The 16,269-nt window shown below is 70.9% G+C and carries 14 protein-coding genes and 1 pseudogene; all 15 read right to left on the bottom strand.

The window, feature by feature from the left end; genetic code table 11:
- Positions 1-222: 222 nt before the first annotated feature.
- A pseudogene (gene leuA, locus QE359_RS11875) lies at positions 223-1,994 on the bottom strand (2-isopropylmalate synthase).
- 435 nt (positions 1,995-2,429) lie between these two features.
- Entirely contained in the window at positions 2,430-3,860 is a 1,431-nt protein-coding gene (locus tag QE359_RS11870; protein WP_309779313.1) for an ABC transporter permease, read from the bottom strand.
- Positions 3,857-4,597, bottom strand: a complete 741-nt coding sequence (locus QE359_RS11865; protein WP_309780427.1) for an ABC transporter ATP-binding protein — start codon at positions 4,595-4,597, stop codon at positions 3,857-3,859. The genes QE359_RS11870 and QE359_RS11865 overlap by 4 nt, the downstream gene beginning before the upstream one ends.
- A 74-nt stretch (positions 4,598-4,671) precedes the next feature.
- Positions 4,672-6,072, bottom strand: a complete 1,401-nt coding sequence (locus QE359_RS11860) for an ABC transporter permease (RefSeq protein WP_309779312.1) — start codon at positions 6,070-6,072, stop codon at positions 4,672-4,674.
- A complete protein-coding gene (locus QE359_RS11855) occupies positions 6,069-6,821 on the bottom strand; it encodes an ABC transporter ATP-binding protein (protein ID WP_309779311.1) in 753 nt (250 codons plus the stop codon). Before QE359_RS11855 ends, QE359_RS11860 begins: the two co-directional genes overlap by 4 nt.
- A gap of 152 nt (positions 6,822-6,973) precedes the next feature.
- On the bottom strand, positions 6,974-7,648 hold the full coding sequence (locus QE359_RS11850; protein WP_309779309.1) for a response regulator transcription factor: 675 nt from the start codon (positions 7,646-7,648) through the stop codon (positions 6,974-6,976).
- Positions 7,645-8,892 carry a histidine kinase gene (locus QE359_RS11845; protein ID WP_309779308.1) on the bottom strand — a complete coding sequence of 416 codons (1,248 nt, stop codon included), beginning with the start codon at positions 8,890-8,892 and terminating at the stop codon, positions 7,645-7,647. The genes QE359_RS11850 and QE359_RS11845 overlap by 4 nt, the downstream gene beginning before the upstream one ends.
- A 68-nt stretch (positions 8,893-8,960) precedes the next feature.
- The gene (gene era / locus QE359_RS11840; RefSeq protein WP_309779307.1) at positions 8,961-9,899 is read right to left on the bottom strand and encodes a GTPase Era; all 939 of its coding nucleotides are present in this window, start codon (positions 9,897-9,899) and stop codon (positions 8,961-8,963) included.
- Positions 9,896-11,218 (bottom strand): hemolysin family protein, encoded by a 1,323-nt coding sequence (locus tag QE359_RS11835; RefSeq protein WP_070418694.1) that lies wholly within the window; start codon positions 11,216-11,218, stop codon positions 9,896-9,898. The genes era and QE359_RS11835 overlap by 4 nt, the downstream gene beginning before the upstream one ends.
- 4 nt (positions 11,219-11,222) lie before the next feature.
- Entirely contained in the window at positions 11,223-11,684 is a 462-nt protein-coding gene (gene ybeY, locus QE359_RS11830; protein WP_070418693.1) for an rRNA maturation RNase YbeY, read from the bottom strand.
- A complete protein-coding gene (locus tag QE359_RS11825; protein WP_396127733.1) occupies positions 11,681-12,820 on the bottom strand; it encodes a PhoH family protein in 1,140 nt (379 codons plus the stop codon). The genes ybeY and QE359_RS11825 overlap by 4 nt, the downstream gene beginning before the upstream one ends.
- Positions 12,810-13,163, bottom strand: a complete 354-nt coding sequence (locus tag QE359_RS11820) for a histidine triad nucleotide-binding protein (protein WP_309779306.1) — start codon at positions 13,161-13,163, stop codon at positions 12,810-12,812. Before QE359_RS11820 ends, QE359_RS11825 begins: the two co-directional genes overlap by 11 nt.
- 50 nt (positions 13,164-13,213) lie before the next feature.
- On the bottom strand, positions 13,214-13,963 hold the full coding sequence (locus tag QE359_RS11815; protein WP_071294822.1) for a 16S rRNA (uracil(1498)-N(3))-methyltransferase: 750 nt from the start codon (positions 13,961-13,963) through the stop codon (positions 13,214-13,216).
- On the bottom strand, positions 13,963-15,075 hold the full coding sequence (dnaJ, locus tag QE359_RS11810) for a molecular chaperone DnaJ (protein WP_071294821.1): 1,113 nt from the start codon (positions 15,073-15,075) through the stop codon (positions 13,963-13,965). Before dnaJ ends, QE359_RS11815 begins: the two co-directional genes overlap by 1 nt.
- Positions 15,076-15,203: 128 nt before the next feature.
- Positions 15,204-16,220: a heat-inducible transcriptional repressor HrcA gene (gene hrcA / locus QE359_RS11805; RefSeq protein WP_070418688.1), complete on the bottom strand. Its 1,017-nt coding sequence runs from the start codon at positions 16,218-16,220 to the stop codon at positions 15,204-15,206.
- Positions 16,221-16,269 lie beyond the last annotated feature (49 nt).

Genomic DNA, 16,269 nt, shown 5'->3' with positions numbered 1-16,269 from the left:
CCGCTCGCGGCGGGCGGGCGTCGAGCGTTCGCGGCGCGCAATCGGGCGGGCGTCGAGCGGGCGCGACACGCCGCTCACGTCCGCCGAGCGGGCAGAAGGTCCCGCTCGCCACCGCCGAGCGGGACAGAGACGTCCCGCTCGCGGCGCGCACGCACCAGCGCGACCACGCACACGAGGCGCGGTGCGGGACGGACCCGCACCGCGCCTCCTGGACGGAACGCGTTACGCCGAGACCAGCTCCGACGCGCCGGACGCAGCCCCCGCGCGCACCGCGCGGTTGACCGCCGAGACGATCGCCTTGAGCGACGCGGTGGCGATGTCGGCGTCGATCCCGACGCCCCACAGTCGGACGCCGTCGACGTCGAGCTCGACGTAGGACGCGGCCTGCGCGTCACCGGAGGCGCTCATCGTGTGCTCCGAGTAGTCGTAGAGCGTCACGTCGACGCCCTGCTCCCGCATGACCGTGAGGAACGCGTCGATCGGGCCCGTCCCGACGGCGTCGGACGTGATCGAGCCGTCGTCGACGCGCAGGGCGACCGAGAGCTTCGTCGTGCCGTCGAAGTCGCTCGACGTCGCCGTCTTCGTGATCTCGTAGCGGCCCCACTTGTCGGACTCGTCGGCTGCGGGCAGGTACTCGTCGCGGAAGAGGTCCCAGATGCGCTCGGACGAGAACTCGCCGCCCTCGGCGTCGGTGCGCTGCTGCACGACCCCGGAGAACTCGATCTGCAGCTTGCGGGGCAGGTCGATCGAGTGGTCCGTCTTGAGCAGGTAGGCGACGCCGCCCTTGCCGGACTGGGAGTTGACGCGGATCACGGCCTCGTACGAACGGCCGATGTCCTTCGGGTCGACGGGCAGGTACGGCACCGCCCACTCGATCTGGTCGATGTCCTTGCCGGCGGCCGCGGCCTTGGCCTTCATGGCCTCGAAGCCCTTGTTGATGGCGTCCTGGTGCGAGCCGCTGAACGCCGTGTAGACGAGGTCGCCCGCCCACGGCTGGCGCTCCGGCACCGGCAGCTGGTTGCAGTACTCGACCGTGCGCTTGATCTGGTCGATGTCCGAGAAGTCGATCTCGGGGTCGATCCCCTGCGTGAACAGGTTCATGCCGAGTGCGACCAGGTCGACGTTGCCGGTGCGCTCACCGTTGCCGAACAGGCAGCCCTCGATGCGGTCGGCGCCGGCCATGTACCCGAGCTCCGCGGCCGCGACGGCGGTGCCACGGTCGTTGTGGGGGTGCAGGGAGAGGATGACGTCCTCGCGGTGGGCCAGGTTGCGGGACATCCACTCGATCGAGTCGGCGTAGACGTTCGGCGTCGCCATCTCGACGGTCGCCGGCAGGTTGATGATCACCTTGCGGTCGGGCGTCGGCTCGAACACCTCGAGCACGTCGTTGCAGATCTCGACCGCGACCTCGAGCTCGGTACCCGTGTACGACTCGGGCGCGAGTACTCGTAGAAGACCTTCGTGTCGTGCTGCAGGGTCGCCTCGGCCGCGCGGCACAGCTTCGCGCCGGACACCGCGATGTCGACGACGCCCTGCACGTCGGTGCGGAACACGACCTCGCGCTGGACGATCGACGTCGAGTTGTACAGGTGCACGATGGCCTGCTTCGCGCCGTCGATCGCCTCGTACGTGCGGTTGATGAGGTGCTCGCGCGCCTGGGTCAGCACCTGGATCGTGACGTCGTCGGGGATGGCGCCCTCGTCGATGAGCGAGCGGACGAAGTCGAAGTCGGTCTGCGAGGCGCTCGGGAACCCGACCTCGATCTCCTTGTAGCCCATCCGGACGAGCAGGTCGAACATGGCGCGCTTGCGCTCGGAGTCCATCGGGTCGATCAGGGCCTGGTTGCCGTCGCGCAGGTCGACCGCGCACCACCGCGGCGCCTTGTCGATGCGCTTCGTCGGCCAGGTGCGGTCCGGGAGGTCGACACGGATCTGCTCGTGGAACGGGACGTACTTGTGGATCGGCATCCCGGAGGGGCGCTGGGTGTTCTGCATCGTTTCGTCGCTTTCGTCGTCAGGTGTGGGTCAGGCCACGACGGACTCCGCGACGAGGTGGGCCGTTGTGTCAGGCCTCGTCGCGGCAGCGAAGGAGGAGGAGCGCCGAGTACATCGGGTCCACGGTAGCACCGGCGGCGGTCCGTGTGACAGACCGAGCCGTCGCGGGGCGCCGAGGTCGCACGGGTGCCGCGGCCAGGGCGTCGAGGTCGCACGGACGCCGCGGTCGCACGACCCGCACCCGGCGACCGGGGCGCCGAGGTCGCACGACATGCCGCGGCCGGGGCGTCGAGGTCGCACGAACCGTTGCCCGCCGGCGCCGCGAGCGACACTTCGTGCGACCTCGGCCGACCCGAGCGACCGATCGTGGGACCTCGGCCGACCCGAGCGACCGAACGTGCGACCCGAGCGACCCGAACGACCGCGAGCGACGGGTCAGTCGACCGCAAGCGCCTCCGTCGGCGGCACCCGCATCGCACGCCGCACCGGACCGAGCACCGACCAGAGCGCGACCGCGAGCGTCCCGATCACGACCACCGCGACGGCCGAGAGTGGGAAGACGGGCGCGATCAGCGCTGCTCCCTGTGTCGTCCCGAGGATCGAGTACGCGCCGGCCCAGCCGTAGCCGACACCGAGGAGCACGCCGAGGACCAGCGCCACCGTCACCATGACCACCGTCTCGACCGTGACCATCACGGCCACCTGACGCCGGGTCGCACCGAGCGTTCGAAGCAGTCCGAACTCCTGCCTGCGTTGTGCGACGGTCATCGACGAAACGTTCACCACACCCGCCGCCGCGATCACGCCGGCACCACCGATCAGCACGGTGAACATCGTCGAGAGCGCGACGAACTGATCGTGGATGCCGCGGTAGTAGACCGGGTCCCCGTCGACCTGTCGGACGAGCATGGCCTCGTAGGTGGCGAGCCCGACCGAGAACGTCACGACGAGGGTGACCGCGATGAGGAGCCCGACGGCGGCCCGGGAGGCGCGCGCCGGCGACCGCAGGGCGTTGCGGCCCGCGAGCATCGCCATCGGGAACCGGCCGACCGCGGCCACGAGTCGGAGGACGGGCGGCAGGACGACCGGCGACCCGAGCACCAGCCCGGAGAACGAGACCGCCCCCGCCGCGACGGCGAGCAGCACGGCGAGGTACGACGTCGCTCCGAGGACGATCGAGCCGGCGACACCGATCCAGCCCCCGAGGAAGAGGACCACCGCGACCGCCGTGCGCCACGGACTCGTGCGTGCTGAGACCTCGGACTCGACCGTCGACCCCAGCGCCTGCAGGGGCGCGAGCGAGAGCACCCGACGGGACCCGATCCGGAACGCAATGACCACGGCGCCCGCGACCGTCACCCACACGACGAGGGACTGCAGGGGCACCATCGGACTCGAGTCCTCGACGATGCCGGTCGACGCCGCCACGACGACCCCCACGTTCGCCAGGGCGAGCGCAAGGAGCACCCCGGCCAACGCCCCGACGATCCCGACGACCGCGCCGTCGCGGGTCAGCCGTCGGCGGAGCAGGGACGCCGAAGCGCCCAGCAGTCGCTCGAGTGCGAGCACCCGGGTCCGACCTGCCATCGCGGTCCCGCACGTGTTCACCGTGACGACCGACGCGACGGAGAGTGCGACGCCGAAGAAGACCCACGCCGCCAGCGGGAGGAGGACTGCGACGGTGCCGCTCTGGCCGGTGCGCGCTCCCGCGTCGAGGATCCGCCCTGCGAGCTCGGCAGCCGCGACGACCACTCCACCGAAGGTCCCGGCGAGGACGGCGACGACGACCGAACCGCCGTTGTCCGCGAGCGCTCGTGTCGGGACGGACCACCGGCGGGAGCGGCGCGCACGGTGCTGCCCGTTCACGCTGCGGTCTCCATCCCGAGCATCGTGGTCGAGATCGCCGCAGCATCCATCGCCGGACGATCCCCCACCACACGACCATCCGCCAGGAACAGGATCCGATCAGCATTCGCCGCAGCCACCGGATCATGCGTCACCATCACCACGCTCTGCCCCCACTCCGACACCGCACCCCGCAAGATCTGCAACACATCACGACCCGTCCGCGAATCCAACGCCCCCGTCGGCTCGTCCGCGACCACCACCGCCGGCCGCGACGCCAACGCCCGAGCGATCGCCACCCGCTGCTGCTGCCCACCCGACAACTGGTGCGGACGATGCGACAACCGATCCCCCAACCCCAGCATCTCCACGAGACGATCGATCCACGCCGACTCCTCACGCGACACCTTGTGCCCACCCAGCAGGAACGGCAACCGGATGTTCTCCCCCACGTCCAACGTCGGCACCAGGTTGAACGACTGGAACACGAACCCCAACCGACGACGCCGCAACTCCGTCAACTCCCTGTCACCCAACCCCGTGACGTCCACCCCGTCGATCCAGATCCGACCCGACGACACCTGGTCGAGCCCCGCCGCGACGTGCATCAACGTCGACTTCCCCGAACCCGACGGACCCATCACCGCCGTGAACTCCCCCGCACCGATGTCGACGCTCACATCGTCCAACGCCGTCACCCGCCGCACGGCATCGCCGTAGTGCTTCGAAACGCGGTCAAGACGGATGATCGGTTGCATGTCCATGCGTCCAGTATTTCAATATCGGGCAGACGCCGCGTCATCCGATCGGTTGATCAGGAGCGTGCGACGTCTCAGTCGACCGCCAGCGCCTCCGTCGGCGGCACCCGCATCGCACGCCGCACCGGCGCGATCGTCGCGACCACCGCGAGGACCAACGCCCCCACGACCACGATCCCCACCGTCAGCGGCGGCAGCACCGGCGTCGTCGCGAAGCCGAGCGAACCGAGCAACGTCTGCCCACCGACCCACCCGTAGAAGGTGCCGAGCACGAGCCCGGTGACGACGGCTGCGACGACCATCTGGACGGCCTCGGTGACGATCATCCGTCGGACCTGCGCCCCGGTCAGCCCGAGCACCCGCAGCAGCCCGAGCTCCCGGCGGCGCTGCAGCACCCCGAGGGCGAGCGCGTTCACGACCCCCACCGCGGCGATCACGGCGGAGAACCCGACGATGACGCTCACGACGGCGTTCAGCTGGACGAAGAAGTCACGCTGCCCCTCGAGCATCTCCTTCGTCATCTGCCCCTGGTCCATGGCCTGCAGCTGGGCACCGAGCACGTGCTGCATGATCCCGAGCGCCACGGCGAAGGTGACGAGCAGGGTGACGCCGATGACGAGCCCGATGGTCGCCCGTGCGGACCGGCCGGGTGCGCGCATGGCGTTGCGGCCGGCGAGCAGCACGACGGGGTCACGGGCCCCGATGCGTCCGATGAGCTGCAGCACGGGCGGCATCACGATCGTCGCACCGACGGCCACCCCGGCGAAGGAGACGAAGCCCCCGAGCGCTGCCGGCAGGACCGCGATGGGCGAGAGCCCGCTGGCGAGCAGCCCGACGAGCAGGAGCAGGCCGCCCGCCACCATCAGCACGATCGCCCAGACCTTCCGAGCGGTCCCTGAGCGGACGTCGTCGTGACTCGGTTCGACGCTCGCCGAGAGCGCCTCGAGCGGGGTCACGGTGAGCACCCGCCGCGAACCGGCTGCGAACGCACCCCAGGTCGCGAGGACGACCGCCACGACCGGGAGCACGAGCTCCCACGGCACGATCGTGTACGCGGTGTCCGGCAGGAACCCGTTGCCCCGCAGCACGACGACGAAGAGCGCACTGAGCCCCGTGCCGACGACCGCCCCGATCAGACCGCCGAGTACCCCGACGACGAGGCCGGTCCGGGTGATCCGTGCACGCAACGAGGCGCCGGTCGCCCCGACGAGCCGCTGCAGCGCGATGGTGCGGGTCTGCCCGGCGATGAGCGTGGCGCAGGTGTTCGCCGTGACGATCGCACCGACGTAGAGGGCGATGCCGAGGAAGAGCCACCCGACGACCGAGAGGATCGCCTTCACCGGGCCGAGCTCGGAGAGACCGGAGGCCGCCAGGGCCTCGGTGACGATCCCCGGCGCGATGACCAGTGCCGACCCGAAGGTGGTGCCGAGCGCCGCGACGAGGACGGTCGGGGCGAACGCGCGGACGCCGTTCACGCTGCGGTCTCCATCCCGAGCATCGTGGTCGAGATCGCCGCGGCATCCATCGCCGGACGATCCCCCACCACACGACCATCCGCCAGGAACAGGATCCGATCAGCATTCGCCGCAGCCACCGGATCATGCGTCACCATCACCACGCTCTGCCCCCACTCCGACACCGCACCCCGCAAGATCTGCAACACATCACGACCCGTCCGCGAATCCAACGCCCCCGTCGGCTCGTCCGCGACCACCACCGCCGGCCGCGACGCCAACGCCCGAGCGATCGCCACCCGCTGCTGCTGCCCACCCGACAACTGGTGCGGACGATGCGACAACCGATCCCCCAACCCCAGCATCTCCACGAGACGATCGATCCACGCCGACTCCTCACGCGACACCTTGTGCCCACCCAGCAGGAACGGCAACCGGATGTTCTCCCCCACGTCCAACGTCGGCACCAGGTTGAACGACTGGAACACGAACCCCAACCGACGACGCCGCAACTCCGTCAACTCCCTGTCACCCAACCCCGTGACGTCCACCCCGTCGATCCAGATCCGACCCGACGACACCTGGTCGAGCCCCGCCGCGACGTGCATCAACGTCGACTTCCCCGAACCCGACGGACCCATCACCGCCGTGAACTCCCCCGCACCGATGTCGACGCTCACATCGTCCAACGCCGTCACCCGCCGCACGGCATCGCCGTAGTGCTTCGCAACGCGGTCAAGACGGATGATCGGTGTGCTGCTCGTGGTCATGACTCCACGATGACGGCCAGGAGGCACGCCCCGCGTCGACCCAGCGGCTCCTGTGGATCGTCCGCTCGGCTCCGCTGCCTGGGGAGAAGTCATCCTGGCGGATGACGGACCGTCAGCGCGCAGCGCGCAGCGCGCAGCCGGACATCCCGCGGTCAGTCGGCCTTCGCGACCAGACCGTGCTCGTGCGCGAACACCACGAGCCGCACCCGGTCCCGCAGCTCGAGCTTGGTCAGGACGCGCGAGATGTGCGTCTTCACGGTCGCCTCACTCACGTACTCGTGCTGCGCGATCTCGCTGTTGCTGAAGCCCCGCGCCGCCAGGTCGAAGATCTCCCGTTCGCGCGGCGTCAGGTCGGCGAACGCGGCCGGCACCGAGGGCGCCTGCTCGCTCGTGTCCTCGTAACGGCGGAGGAGCTCACGGGTCGCCGACGCCGCGAACACCGCGGTCCCGGCGTGCACCGTGCGGATCGCCGCGAGCAGGAACTCCGGGTCGGCATCCTTCAGCACGAAGCCGCTCGCGCCGGCTCGGATCGCCTTCGCCGCTGCCTCGTCGAAGTCGAACGTGGTGAGCACGAGCACCTTCGCGCCGTCGGTCCCGCTGTCCTCGACGATCCGGGCGGTGGCGGTGATGCCGTCCATCACCGGCATGCGGACGTCCATGAGCACGACGTCGGGACGCCCGCGCCGCACGAGCTCCACGCCCTCGGCACCGTCGCCGGCCTCGCCGACGAACTGCAGGTCGGCCTGCGAGTCGATGAGCATCCGGATGCCGGTGCGGAACAGGGCCTGGTCGTCGACGAGCGCGACGCGGATCGGGGTGTCGTTCATCGGCCGGTGCGCTCCTGGAGGGTCGAGGGGGTGGTCGGGACGAGCCCGCGCGGCATCTGGCCGCTCGCGGGGACGGACGGCATCCGGACCGCGACCGCGAAGTCGTCGCCCCGCGGTCCCGCGGTCATCGTCCCCCCGGTCATGGTGGCACGTTCGCGCATGCCCACCAGCCCGTGTCCGGTACCGGGCCCGCGCGTGCCGTCGTCGGCGCGCCGGTTGACGACCGTGATCTCGACGGTGTCCGGCCGGTACGTGAGGCTCGCGCACACCGGGGTGTTCGGCTCGCCGTGCTTCCACGCGTTCGTCAGGCTCTCCTGGACGATCCGGTAGACGGCGAGCTGCGTCGTGGTCGGCAGGCCCGACGAATCGCCCTCGCGCTCGACCCGCACGTCGAGGCCGACGCCACGCATCTCGCCGATCAGCCGGTCGATGTCGTCGATCTCCGGGGTCGGTGCGGTGCCCTGCTCGTGCCGTAGCGCACCGAGCAGTTCGCGCACGTCGCCGAGGGCACGGCGGGCGGTGCTCGAGATCGTCCCGAGCGCTTCGTCGGCGATGGCCGGGTCCGCCTTCAGCGCGTACCGGGCGCCGTCCGCCTGGGCGATCACGACCGCCAGCGAGTGCGCGACGATGTCGTGCATGTCCCGGGCGATCCGGACGCGTTCCTGCTCCACGGCGACGGCGCGATCGGCCCGTGCGGCGTCGCGCTCGGCGAGGAGCTGGGCCTCTCGGCTCATGCTCGCCGACCGCCGGGTGCGGAGCACGAGACCGGCGAGCCACGGCAGGAGGAGCAGCAGCAGCACGATCGCGAAGTACGCGATCGCGACCTTGAGCGACTCCTGCTCGGGCGTCGTCGCCGTCACGATGCCCTGCCGCTGCCGGTAGTCGTCGAGACCGAGGTAGACGGCCGCCGTCACCGGACCGACGATCGACGACACCAGGCCCGCCAGCCGGACGCGCCGGCTGCCGTAGCGGCTCGTCGAGTACACCACCCCGGCGATGAACGCGTTCGACAGGTCGGGCATCTGCATGGTGACCATCTCGAGGACGGCGAACACCCACGCCACACCGAGCGCGAGCCCCGGCGACAGGCGCCGGAGCGCCAGCGCGGCCGTCATGCCGAGGACCGTCAGGAGCGCGAACGGCGAGTCCAGTCCCCGCGCGGTCACGACGAGCACGAGCGCGCCGAGCAGGACCGCGATCACGACGTCGGTGATCACCTGCACGCGCAGCATGGGACGGAACACCACCCCACGGTACGTCCAGGAGGCGCGGTGCGCGTCCGCCTCCAGGTTGACGTCAGCAGACGGTCGGGTCAGAAGCCCAGTCGCCCGAGCTGCTTCGGGTCGCGCTGCCACTCCTTCGCGACCTTCACCCGGATGTTGAGGTACACGTGCCGGCCGCCGAGCAGCGCCTCGATCTCGGTACGGGCCCGCGACCCGACGTCCTTGAGGCGCTCCCCCTTGCGACCGATGACGATCGCCTTCTGGCTGTCCCGCTCGACGAAGAGGTTCGCGAAGATGCGCAGCGGGCCGTCCGGTTCGTCGTCCTCGTCGGGCTCGACGACGTCTTCGATGACGACCGCGAGCGAGTGCGGCAGCTCGTCGCGCACGCCCTCGAGCGCGGCTTCGCGGATGAGTTCGCCGATCCGCTCCTCGTCGGTCTCCTCGGTCACCGCGGCGTCGTCGTAGAGCTGGGGCGACTCGGGCAGCAGCGACGTGATCACGCCGAGCAGGTCCTCGAGCTGCAGTCCCCTCGTGCCCGAGGTCGGCACGATGGCGTCCCACTCGCGCAGCTTCGACACCGCGAGCAGTTGCTCCCCGACCTTGTCCTTGGCTGCCCGGTCAATCTTCGTGACGATGGCGACCTTCTTCGCACGCGGGTACTGGTCCAGCGTGTCGTTGATGAACCGGTCGCCGGGGCCGATCGGCTCGTTCGCCGGGACGCAGAGCCCGATGACGTCGACGTCCCCGAGGGTGGACTGCACCAGGTCGTTCAGCCGCTCGCCGAGCAGGGTGCGCGGTCGGTGCACGCCGGGGGTGTCGACGATGATGACCTGCCCGTTCGGCCGGTGCACGATCCCGCGGATGGCGCGGCGGGTGGTCTGCGGCTTCGACGAGGTGATCGCGACCTTCTCGCCGACGAGTGCGTTCGTCAGCGTGGACTTCCCGACGTTCGGGCGCCCCACGAACGAGACGAACCCGGCACGGTACGGCTCGGTCGGTCCGGCGGTGGCTGGCGTGGTGTCGGTCATGCGTGCGTGGTTCCCGTCGTGGTGGATGCTGCGTCGTCGAAGGCGTCCTCGACGTCCGCGAGTCCGGGCGTGCGCTCGGCGAGCACGGTGATGAGGTGGCGGCGCTTGCCCTCGACCCGGTCGGCCGTGAGCACGACGCCGGACACGGTGACGCTGTCGCCGCTGATCGCCAGGTGGCCGAGCTCCTTGGTGAGCAGGCCGCCGGCGGTGTCGACGTCGTCGTCCTCGAGCTCGATGCCGAACAGGTCGCCGAGGTCGTCGATCGGCAGTCGGGCGGAGATCCGCCAGACGCCCGGCTCGACCTCGACCCGGTCGACCACGGCGCGGTCGTACTCGTCCGAGATGTCCCCGACGAGCTCCTCGATGAGGTCTTCCATCGTGACGAGCCCGGCGACGCCGCCGTACTCGTCGACGACGAGCACGAGGTGGTTCTTCGCGACCTGCATGTGGCGCAGGGTGTCGTCGGCGGCCTTCGACTCCGGCACGAACTCTGCCGGGCGGAGGAGCGTCGTGACCCGCTTGGTACCGGACCCCGGGCGCTCGTACAGGGCCCGGGCCACGTCGCGCAGGTAGAGGACCCCGAGCACGTCGTCGCTGCCCTTGCCGGTGACGGGCATGCGGGAGACGCCCGCGGCGAGGAACTGCTCCATGCCGCTCGCGAGGGTGTCCGAACCGTCGACGGTGAGCATGTCGGTGCGCGGCACCATCACCTCACGCACGAGGGTGTCGCTGAACTCGAAGACCGAGTGGATGAGCTCGCGGTCGTCCTGCTCGAGGACGTTGCTCTCGGTGGCCTCGTCGACGAGCGACAGCAGCTGCTCCTCGCTCGACACCGTCGACGCACTGCCCCCGCGCCCGGGCGTGACGCGGTCGCCGATCGCCACGAGCAGGCCGGCGAGCGGACCGAGCACGATGCGCACGGCCCGGACGAGCCCGCCCGTGGTCGCGATGAGTCGTTCTGCGTGCGCGCGCCCGACGCTGCGCGGGCTGGACCCGACGAGGACGAACGACACCGCCGTCATGATCGCGGCGGCCACGATGAGCGCGACCCACCACGTGTCGAAGACCATCACGAGCGCGATCGTGACGAGCACGGCGGCGGCGGTCTCGGCGAGCACCCGGAAGAAGTTGAGCGCGTTGACGTGCGCCCCGACGTCGTCGCCGACCGCCTCGATCGCGCGGCGGTGCTTGCTCTCCCGCGCGATCTCGTCGAGGTCGGCGCGGGACAGGACGGAGAGCGCGGCGTCGGACGCGGCGAGCAGGCCACCGACGACGACCAGCACGAACGCCACCGCCAGCAGGCCGACGACGAGCAGCATCAGCTCACCGCCCGCGACGCTGGGCGGCGAAGGCCGTGAGGATCTCGCCCTGCAGCCCGAACATCTCCGCCTTCTCGTCCGGCTCGGCGTGGTCGAACCCGAGCAGGTGCAGGATGCCGTGGCAGGTCAGCAGGAGCATCTCGTCGGTGCTCGAGTGCCCGGCGGTCTTCGCCTGTTCCTCGGCCACCTGCGGGCAGAGCACGATGTCGCCGAGCAGGCCTGCGGGTGTCGGGTCGTCCTCGGTGCCCGGACGGAGTTCGTCCATCGGGAAGCTCAGGACGTCGGTCGGCCCGGGTTCGTCCATCCACCGGACGTGCAGCTGCTCCATCGCGCCCTCGTCGACGAGCACGATCGCGAGCTCCGCATCGGCATGGACGTGGAGCGCGTCGAGCGCGAAGGCGGCGAGGCGCTGGATGGCTGCCTCGTCGACCTCGACGCCGGACTCGTTGTTGAGCTCGATGCTCACCGGTTCCCTCCTCGGGAGTCGTTCTGGGGGTACGGGGAGCGCTGGCGGTCCTGCGGCGGACGCCCCCGGCGCTCGGCGCGGTTCGCACCGGCGGGGTTCGGCGTGGCGGCGCTGCCCCGGCCGCCCGGGCGGTACCCGGACTGCTCGGCGAGGCGTTCCTCGTCGTAGACGGTGTAGGCGTCCACGATCCGTCCGACGAGCGTGTGGCGGACGACGTCCTCGCTGCCGAGGCGGGCGAAGTGGATGTCGTCGACCTCGCCGAGGATGCGCGTGACGAGCCGGAGCCCGGACAGGTTGCCCGGCAGGTCGACCTGGGTGATGTCACCCGTGACGACCATCTTCGAGCCGAACCCGAGCCGCGTCAGGAACATCTTCATCTGCTCGGGCGTCGTGTTCTGCGCCTCGTCGAGGACCACGAACGAGTCGTTCAGCGTGCGTCCGCGCATGTACGCCAGCGGGGCCACCTCGACCGTGCCGGCGGCCAGGAGCTTCGGGACCAGCTCGGGGTCCATCATCTCGTTGAGCGCGTCGTAGAGCGGACGCAGGTACGGGTCGATCTTGTCGGTCAGGGTGCCCGGCAGGAAGCCGAGCCGCTCGCCGGCCTCGACCGCGGGGCGCGTCAGGATGATCCGGGTGACCTCGCGCCGCTGGAGCGCCTGGACGGCCTTCGCCATCGCCAGGTACGTCTTGCCGGTACCGGCGGGGCCGATGCCGAACGTGATCGTGTGCTCGTCGATGGCGTCGACGTAGGCCCGCTGCCCGTCGGTCTTCGGCCGCACGGACTTGCCGCGGCTCGACACGATCGGCGTGCCGAAGGTGTCGGACGGCTTGCGGTCCTCGTCGAGGAGCTTCGCGGAGACGGGGATGTCGGACGGCCCGATGTCCTGGCCGCGCTTCACCATGCCGACGAGCTCGTCGACGAGGGCGTGTGCGCGCGTGACGTCGCGTTCGGGACCGGTCAGCGTGACCTCGTTGCCGCGCACGAGCACGCGGACGCCGGGGTACTGGCGTTCGACGGTCTTGAGCAGTCGGTCCTGTGGGCCGAGCAGCTGCACCATGGCGATGCCGTCGACCTGGATCGAGGCCGACACGTCCGTCGGGTCGGCCGGGGTGGGTGCTGGTTCGTTAGCCGGCAAGGGTGCCTTCCTGCAGTTCACCTGCGAGTACGTGCGCGTGCACGTGGAACACGGTCTGACCGGCGGCTTCGCCGGTGTTGAAGACGAGTCGGTACTGGCCGCCGGCGCGCTCGTCGGCGATTCGCTGCGCGGTGGCGACCAGGTAGGCGAGGAGGTCCGGGTCACCGGCTGCGAGCTCGGTGACGTTCCGGTACTGCTCGGTCTTGGGGATGACGAGCACGTGGACGGGTGCCTTCGGCGCGATGTCCTCGATGGCGATCACGCGGTCGTCCTCGGCGACGACGGTCGCCGGGATCTCGCGCGCGATGATCCGGGAGAAGATGCTGGGCGTGCTGGTGCTCATGGCTCCATCGTAGAACGCGGTACCGACGCCACGCCTTCCCGATCCCGGCGCTACCAGCGACCGAGCCGCGTCTGGAGGACGGCGAGCGCGGCCGGGCCGGCGGTGGACGTCCGGAGCACCGTGTCGCCGAGGCGGACCCGGACGGCGCCGGCGGCCACCAGCCGGTCGAACTCGGAACCGTCGATGCCGCCCTCGGGTCCGACGACGAGCACGATCTCGGCGACGTCGCTCGGCGGTTCCCACTCGGAGAGCCGGACGTCGCCGACCGGGTCCAGCACGAGGACGGCGCGAGCACCGTCGGCCGCACCGGGAGCCGGAGCCGCGAGCTGCCCGGTCGTCACCGGCGCGTCGACGACGGGCACCCGGGAACGGATCGCCTGCTTCGACGCCTCGTGCGCGATCGCCGTCCAGCGTGCGCGGCCCTTCTCGACCTTCGCGCCGTCCCAGCGGGAGACGCTGCGGGCCGCCGACCACGGCACGATCCGGTCGACACCGATCTCGGTCGCCGCCTGCACCGCCATCTCGTCGCGGCCGCCCTTCGCGAGCGCCTGCACGAGCGTGAGCGTCGGTGTGGGTGCGTCGTCGACGGCGACCGTGGACACCGCCAAGGAGAGCGTGTCCCGCCCGAGCGCGGCCACGGCCCCGGTCACGACGGTGCCACGACCGTCGGACAGGCGCAGCGTCTCCCCCACCCGGACCCGGGCGACCGTGACGGCGTGGCGTCCCTCCGCCCCGTCGAGCGGGACGGTGTCGCCGACCGTGACGCCGTCGAGCGACCCGACGAGGTAGAGCGACGCCATCAGAAGTTGAAGAACCGGTCGCGGAGCTTGCCGAACATGCCCTGCTGGAAGCGGGCGAGCTGCGGCTTCGCGGCCTTGTGCGACTTCGCGAGCTGCTCGACGAGCTGCCGTTCCTTGTGCGAGAGCTTCGTCGGCGTCACGACCTGCACACCGACCCGGAGGTCGCCGCGACCGTTGCCCCGGAGCTTCGTGATGCCGCGGTCCTTGATCACGAGGACGTCGGCGCTCTGCACACCCGGCCGGACCTCGAGCTCGACCGGGCCGTCGAGCCCGTCGATCGTCGCGGTCGTCCCGAGCACGGCGTCGGTCATCGCGACCTCGAGCGTGGCGAGCAGGTCGTCCCCGTCGCGGCTGAACACGTCGTGGTGGCGCACCCGGATCTCGAGGTAGAGGTCACCGGAGGGGCCACCGGCCGGACCGACCTCGCCCTGGCCGGGCATCTGCAGGCGGAGCCCGGAGTCGACGCCGGCGGGGACGTCGACCGGCACCGTGCGGCGGGCGCGGACGCGTCCCTGGCCCTGGCACGTGGGGCACGGGTTCGGGATGACGGTGCCGTACCCGCGGCAGGTGCCGCAGGGCGCGCTCGTCACGACGTTGCCGAGGAGCGAGCGGACCTGGCGCTGGATGTGGCCGGTGCCGCCGCAGATGTCGCACGTCTGCGGGCTCGTGCCCGGCGCACAGCAGGAACCGCCGCACGTCTCGCACAGCACCGCGGTGTCGACCTCGACGTCCTTGTGGGTGCCGAAGACGACCTCGTCGAGGTCGACGTCGATGCGGAGCAGGGCGTCCTGTCCGCGCTCGGCACGGCTGCGCGGGCCGTTGCCACGACCGCCACCGCCGCCGCCACCGAAGAACGCGTCGAAGATGTCGCTGAACCCGCCGGCTCCGCCACCGAAGGGGCTGTCGGCCTGGGGCCCGGCGTCGTACCGGCGGCGCTGCTCGGGGTCGCTCAGCACGTCGTACGCGTGCGTGACGTCCTTGAAGCGCTCGGCCGCGTCGGGGCTCGGGTTCACGTCCGGGTGCAGTTCGCGCGCCAGACGGCGGTACGCCTTCTTGATGTCGGCATCGGAGGCGTCCTTCTGGACGCCGAGGACGTCGTAGTGGTCTGCCACGTATCCCTCAGTCGGTTCGGTTCGGTCGGTCGGGTGCGGCGGTCGCCGCGGTTCTGGTGGTCGTCGGTGGGCCTGGAGGCGCGGGTCGCCCCGTCGGGACCGGCTCGCTCAGGCGCGTGGGCACCTGGTCAATGTTCACCCAGGAGTTTGGACAGGTACCGTGCGACGGCGCGCACGGCGGCCATGTTCGTGCCGTAGTCCATCCGGGTCGGCCCGAGCACGCCGAGCCGGGCGAGTTCGCCGCCGGCCAGGTACCCGCCGGCGACGATGCTCGTCGCGTCGAGCCCGTACTCGGCGTTCTCCACGCCGATGCGCGCCGCGACGCCGTCGTCGATCTGCATCTCACCGAACAGGCGGAGCAGGGTCACCTGTTCCTCGATCGCCTCGAGCACGGGGAAGAGCCCGCCCGAGAAGTCCTGCTCGCTCTTGGCGAGGTTCGCCGCACCGGCCATCACCAGGCGGTCCTGCCGGTTGGCGGCGACCTGCTCGATGAGCGTCGCGACGACGACCCCGGCGAGCGGTTGGGCGTCGGGGCGGATCTGCTGCGGCACCGCGCGGAGCGCCGTCGAGACGTCCTGCAGCAGCAGCCCGACGCCGGCGCCGTTCACCACCGTGCGGAGTTCGGTGAGCGAGCCCTCGTCGAGCGCCACGTCGGTCTCGACGACGCGCTGCTCGACCCGGGCGGTGTCGGTGATGAGCACCACCATCAGGCGGTTGTCGCCGAGGCGGACGAGCTCGATGTGCTGGACACGCGCGCGCACCATCGAGGGGTACTGCACGAGGGCCACCTGGTTCGTGAGCTGGCTGAGCAGCCGGACCGTGCGGCCGAGGACCTCGTCGAGGTCGTTCGGCGCCCCGAGGAACGTCTCGATCGCGTGCCGCTGGGCGCTGGACAGCGGCCGCGCGCCGGCGAGGTGGTCGACGAAGACGCGGTACCCCTTGTCGGTGGGGACGCGACCGGACGAGGTGTGCGGTGCCGCGATGAGCTGCTCGTCCTCGAGCTGGGCCATGTCGTTCCGGATCGTGGCGGCGCTGACCCCGAAGGCGTGCCGCTCGACGATCGTCTTCGAACCGACCGGCTCGCGTGACGCGACGTAGTCCCGCACGATGGCCTTGAGGACCTCGAGGCTGCGTTCGCTGACCACCCGGACCCCTTCCACTCGATCTGGCACTCGGACGTGTCGACTGCTGATC

The sequence above is a fragment of the Curtobacterium sp. SORGH_AS_0776 genome (assembly GCF_031453355.1).
Classification (GTDB): domain Bacteria; phylum Actinomycetota; class Actinomycetes; order Actinomycetales; family Microbacteriaceae; genus Curtobacterium.
The sequence above is the reverse complement of the archived record's forward strand: the minus strand, read 5'-3'. Positions and strand labels throughout refer to the sequence as shown.

Excerpts from the sequence above, each read along its gene's own strand:
- QE359_RS11865 (WP_309780427.1), bottom strand. The coding sequence starts at position 4,597 with ATGCAACCGATCATCCGTCTTGACCGCGTTTCGAAGCACTACGGCGAT.
- QE359_RS11855 (WP_309779311.1), bottom strand. The coding sequence starts at position 6,821 with ATGACCACGAGCAGCACACCGATCATCCGTCTTGACCGCGTTGCGAAG.
- QE359_RS11850 (WP_309779309.1), bottom strand. The coding sequence starts at position 7,648 with ATGAACGACACCCCGATCCGCGTCGCGCTCGTCGACGACCAGGCCCTG.
- era (WP_309779307.1), bottom strand. The coding sequence starts at position 9,899 with ATGACCGACACCACGCCAGCCACCGCCGGACCGACCGAGCCGTACCGT.
- QE359_RS11835 (WP_070418694.1), bottom strand. The coding sequence starts at position 11,218 with ATGCTGCTCGTCGTCGGCCTGCTGGCGGTGGCGTTCGTGCTGGTCGTC.
- QE359_RS11820 (WP_309779306.1), bottom strand. The coding sequence starts at position 13,163 with ATGAGCACCAGCACGCCCAGCATCTTCTCCCGGATCATCGCGCGCGAG.
- QE359_RS11815 (WP_071294822.1), bottom strand. The coding sequence starts at position 13,963 with ATGGCGTCGCTCTACCTCGTCGGGTCGCTCGACGGCGTCACGGTCGGC.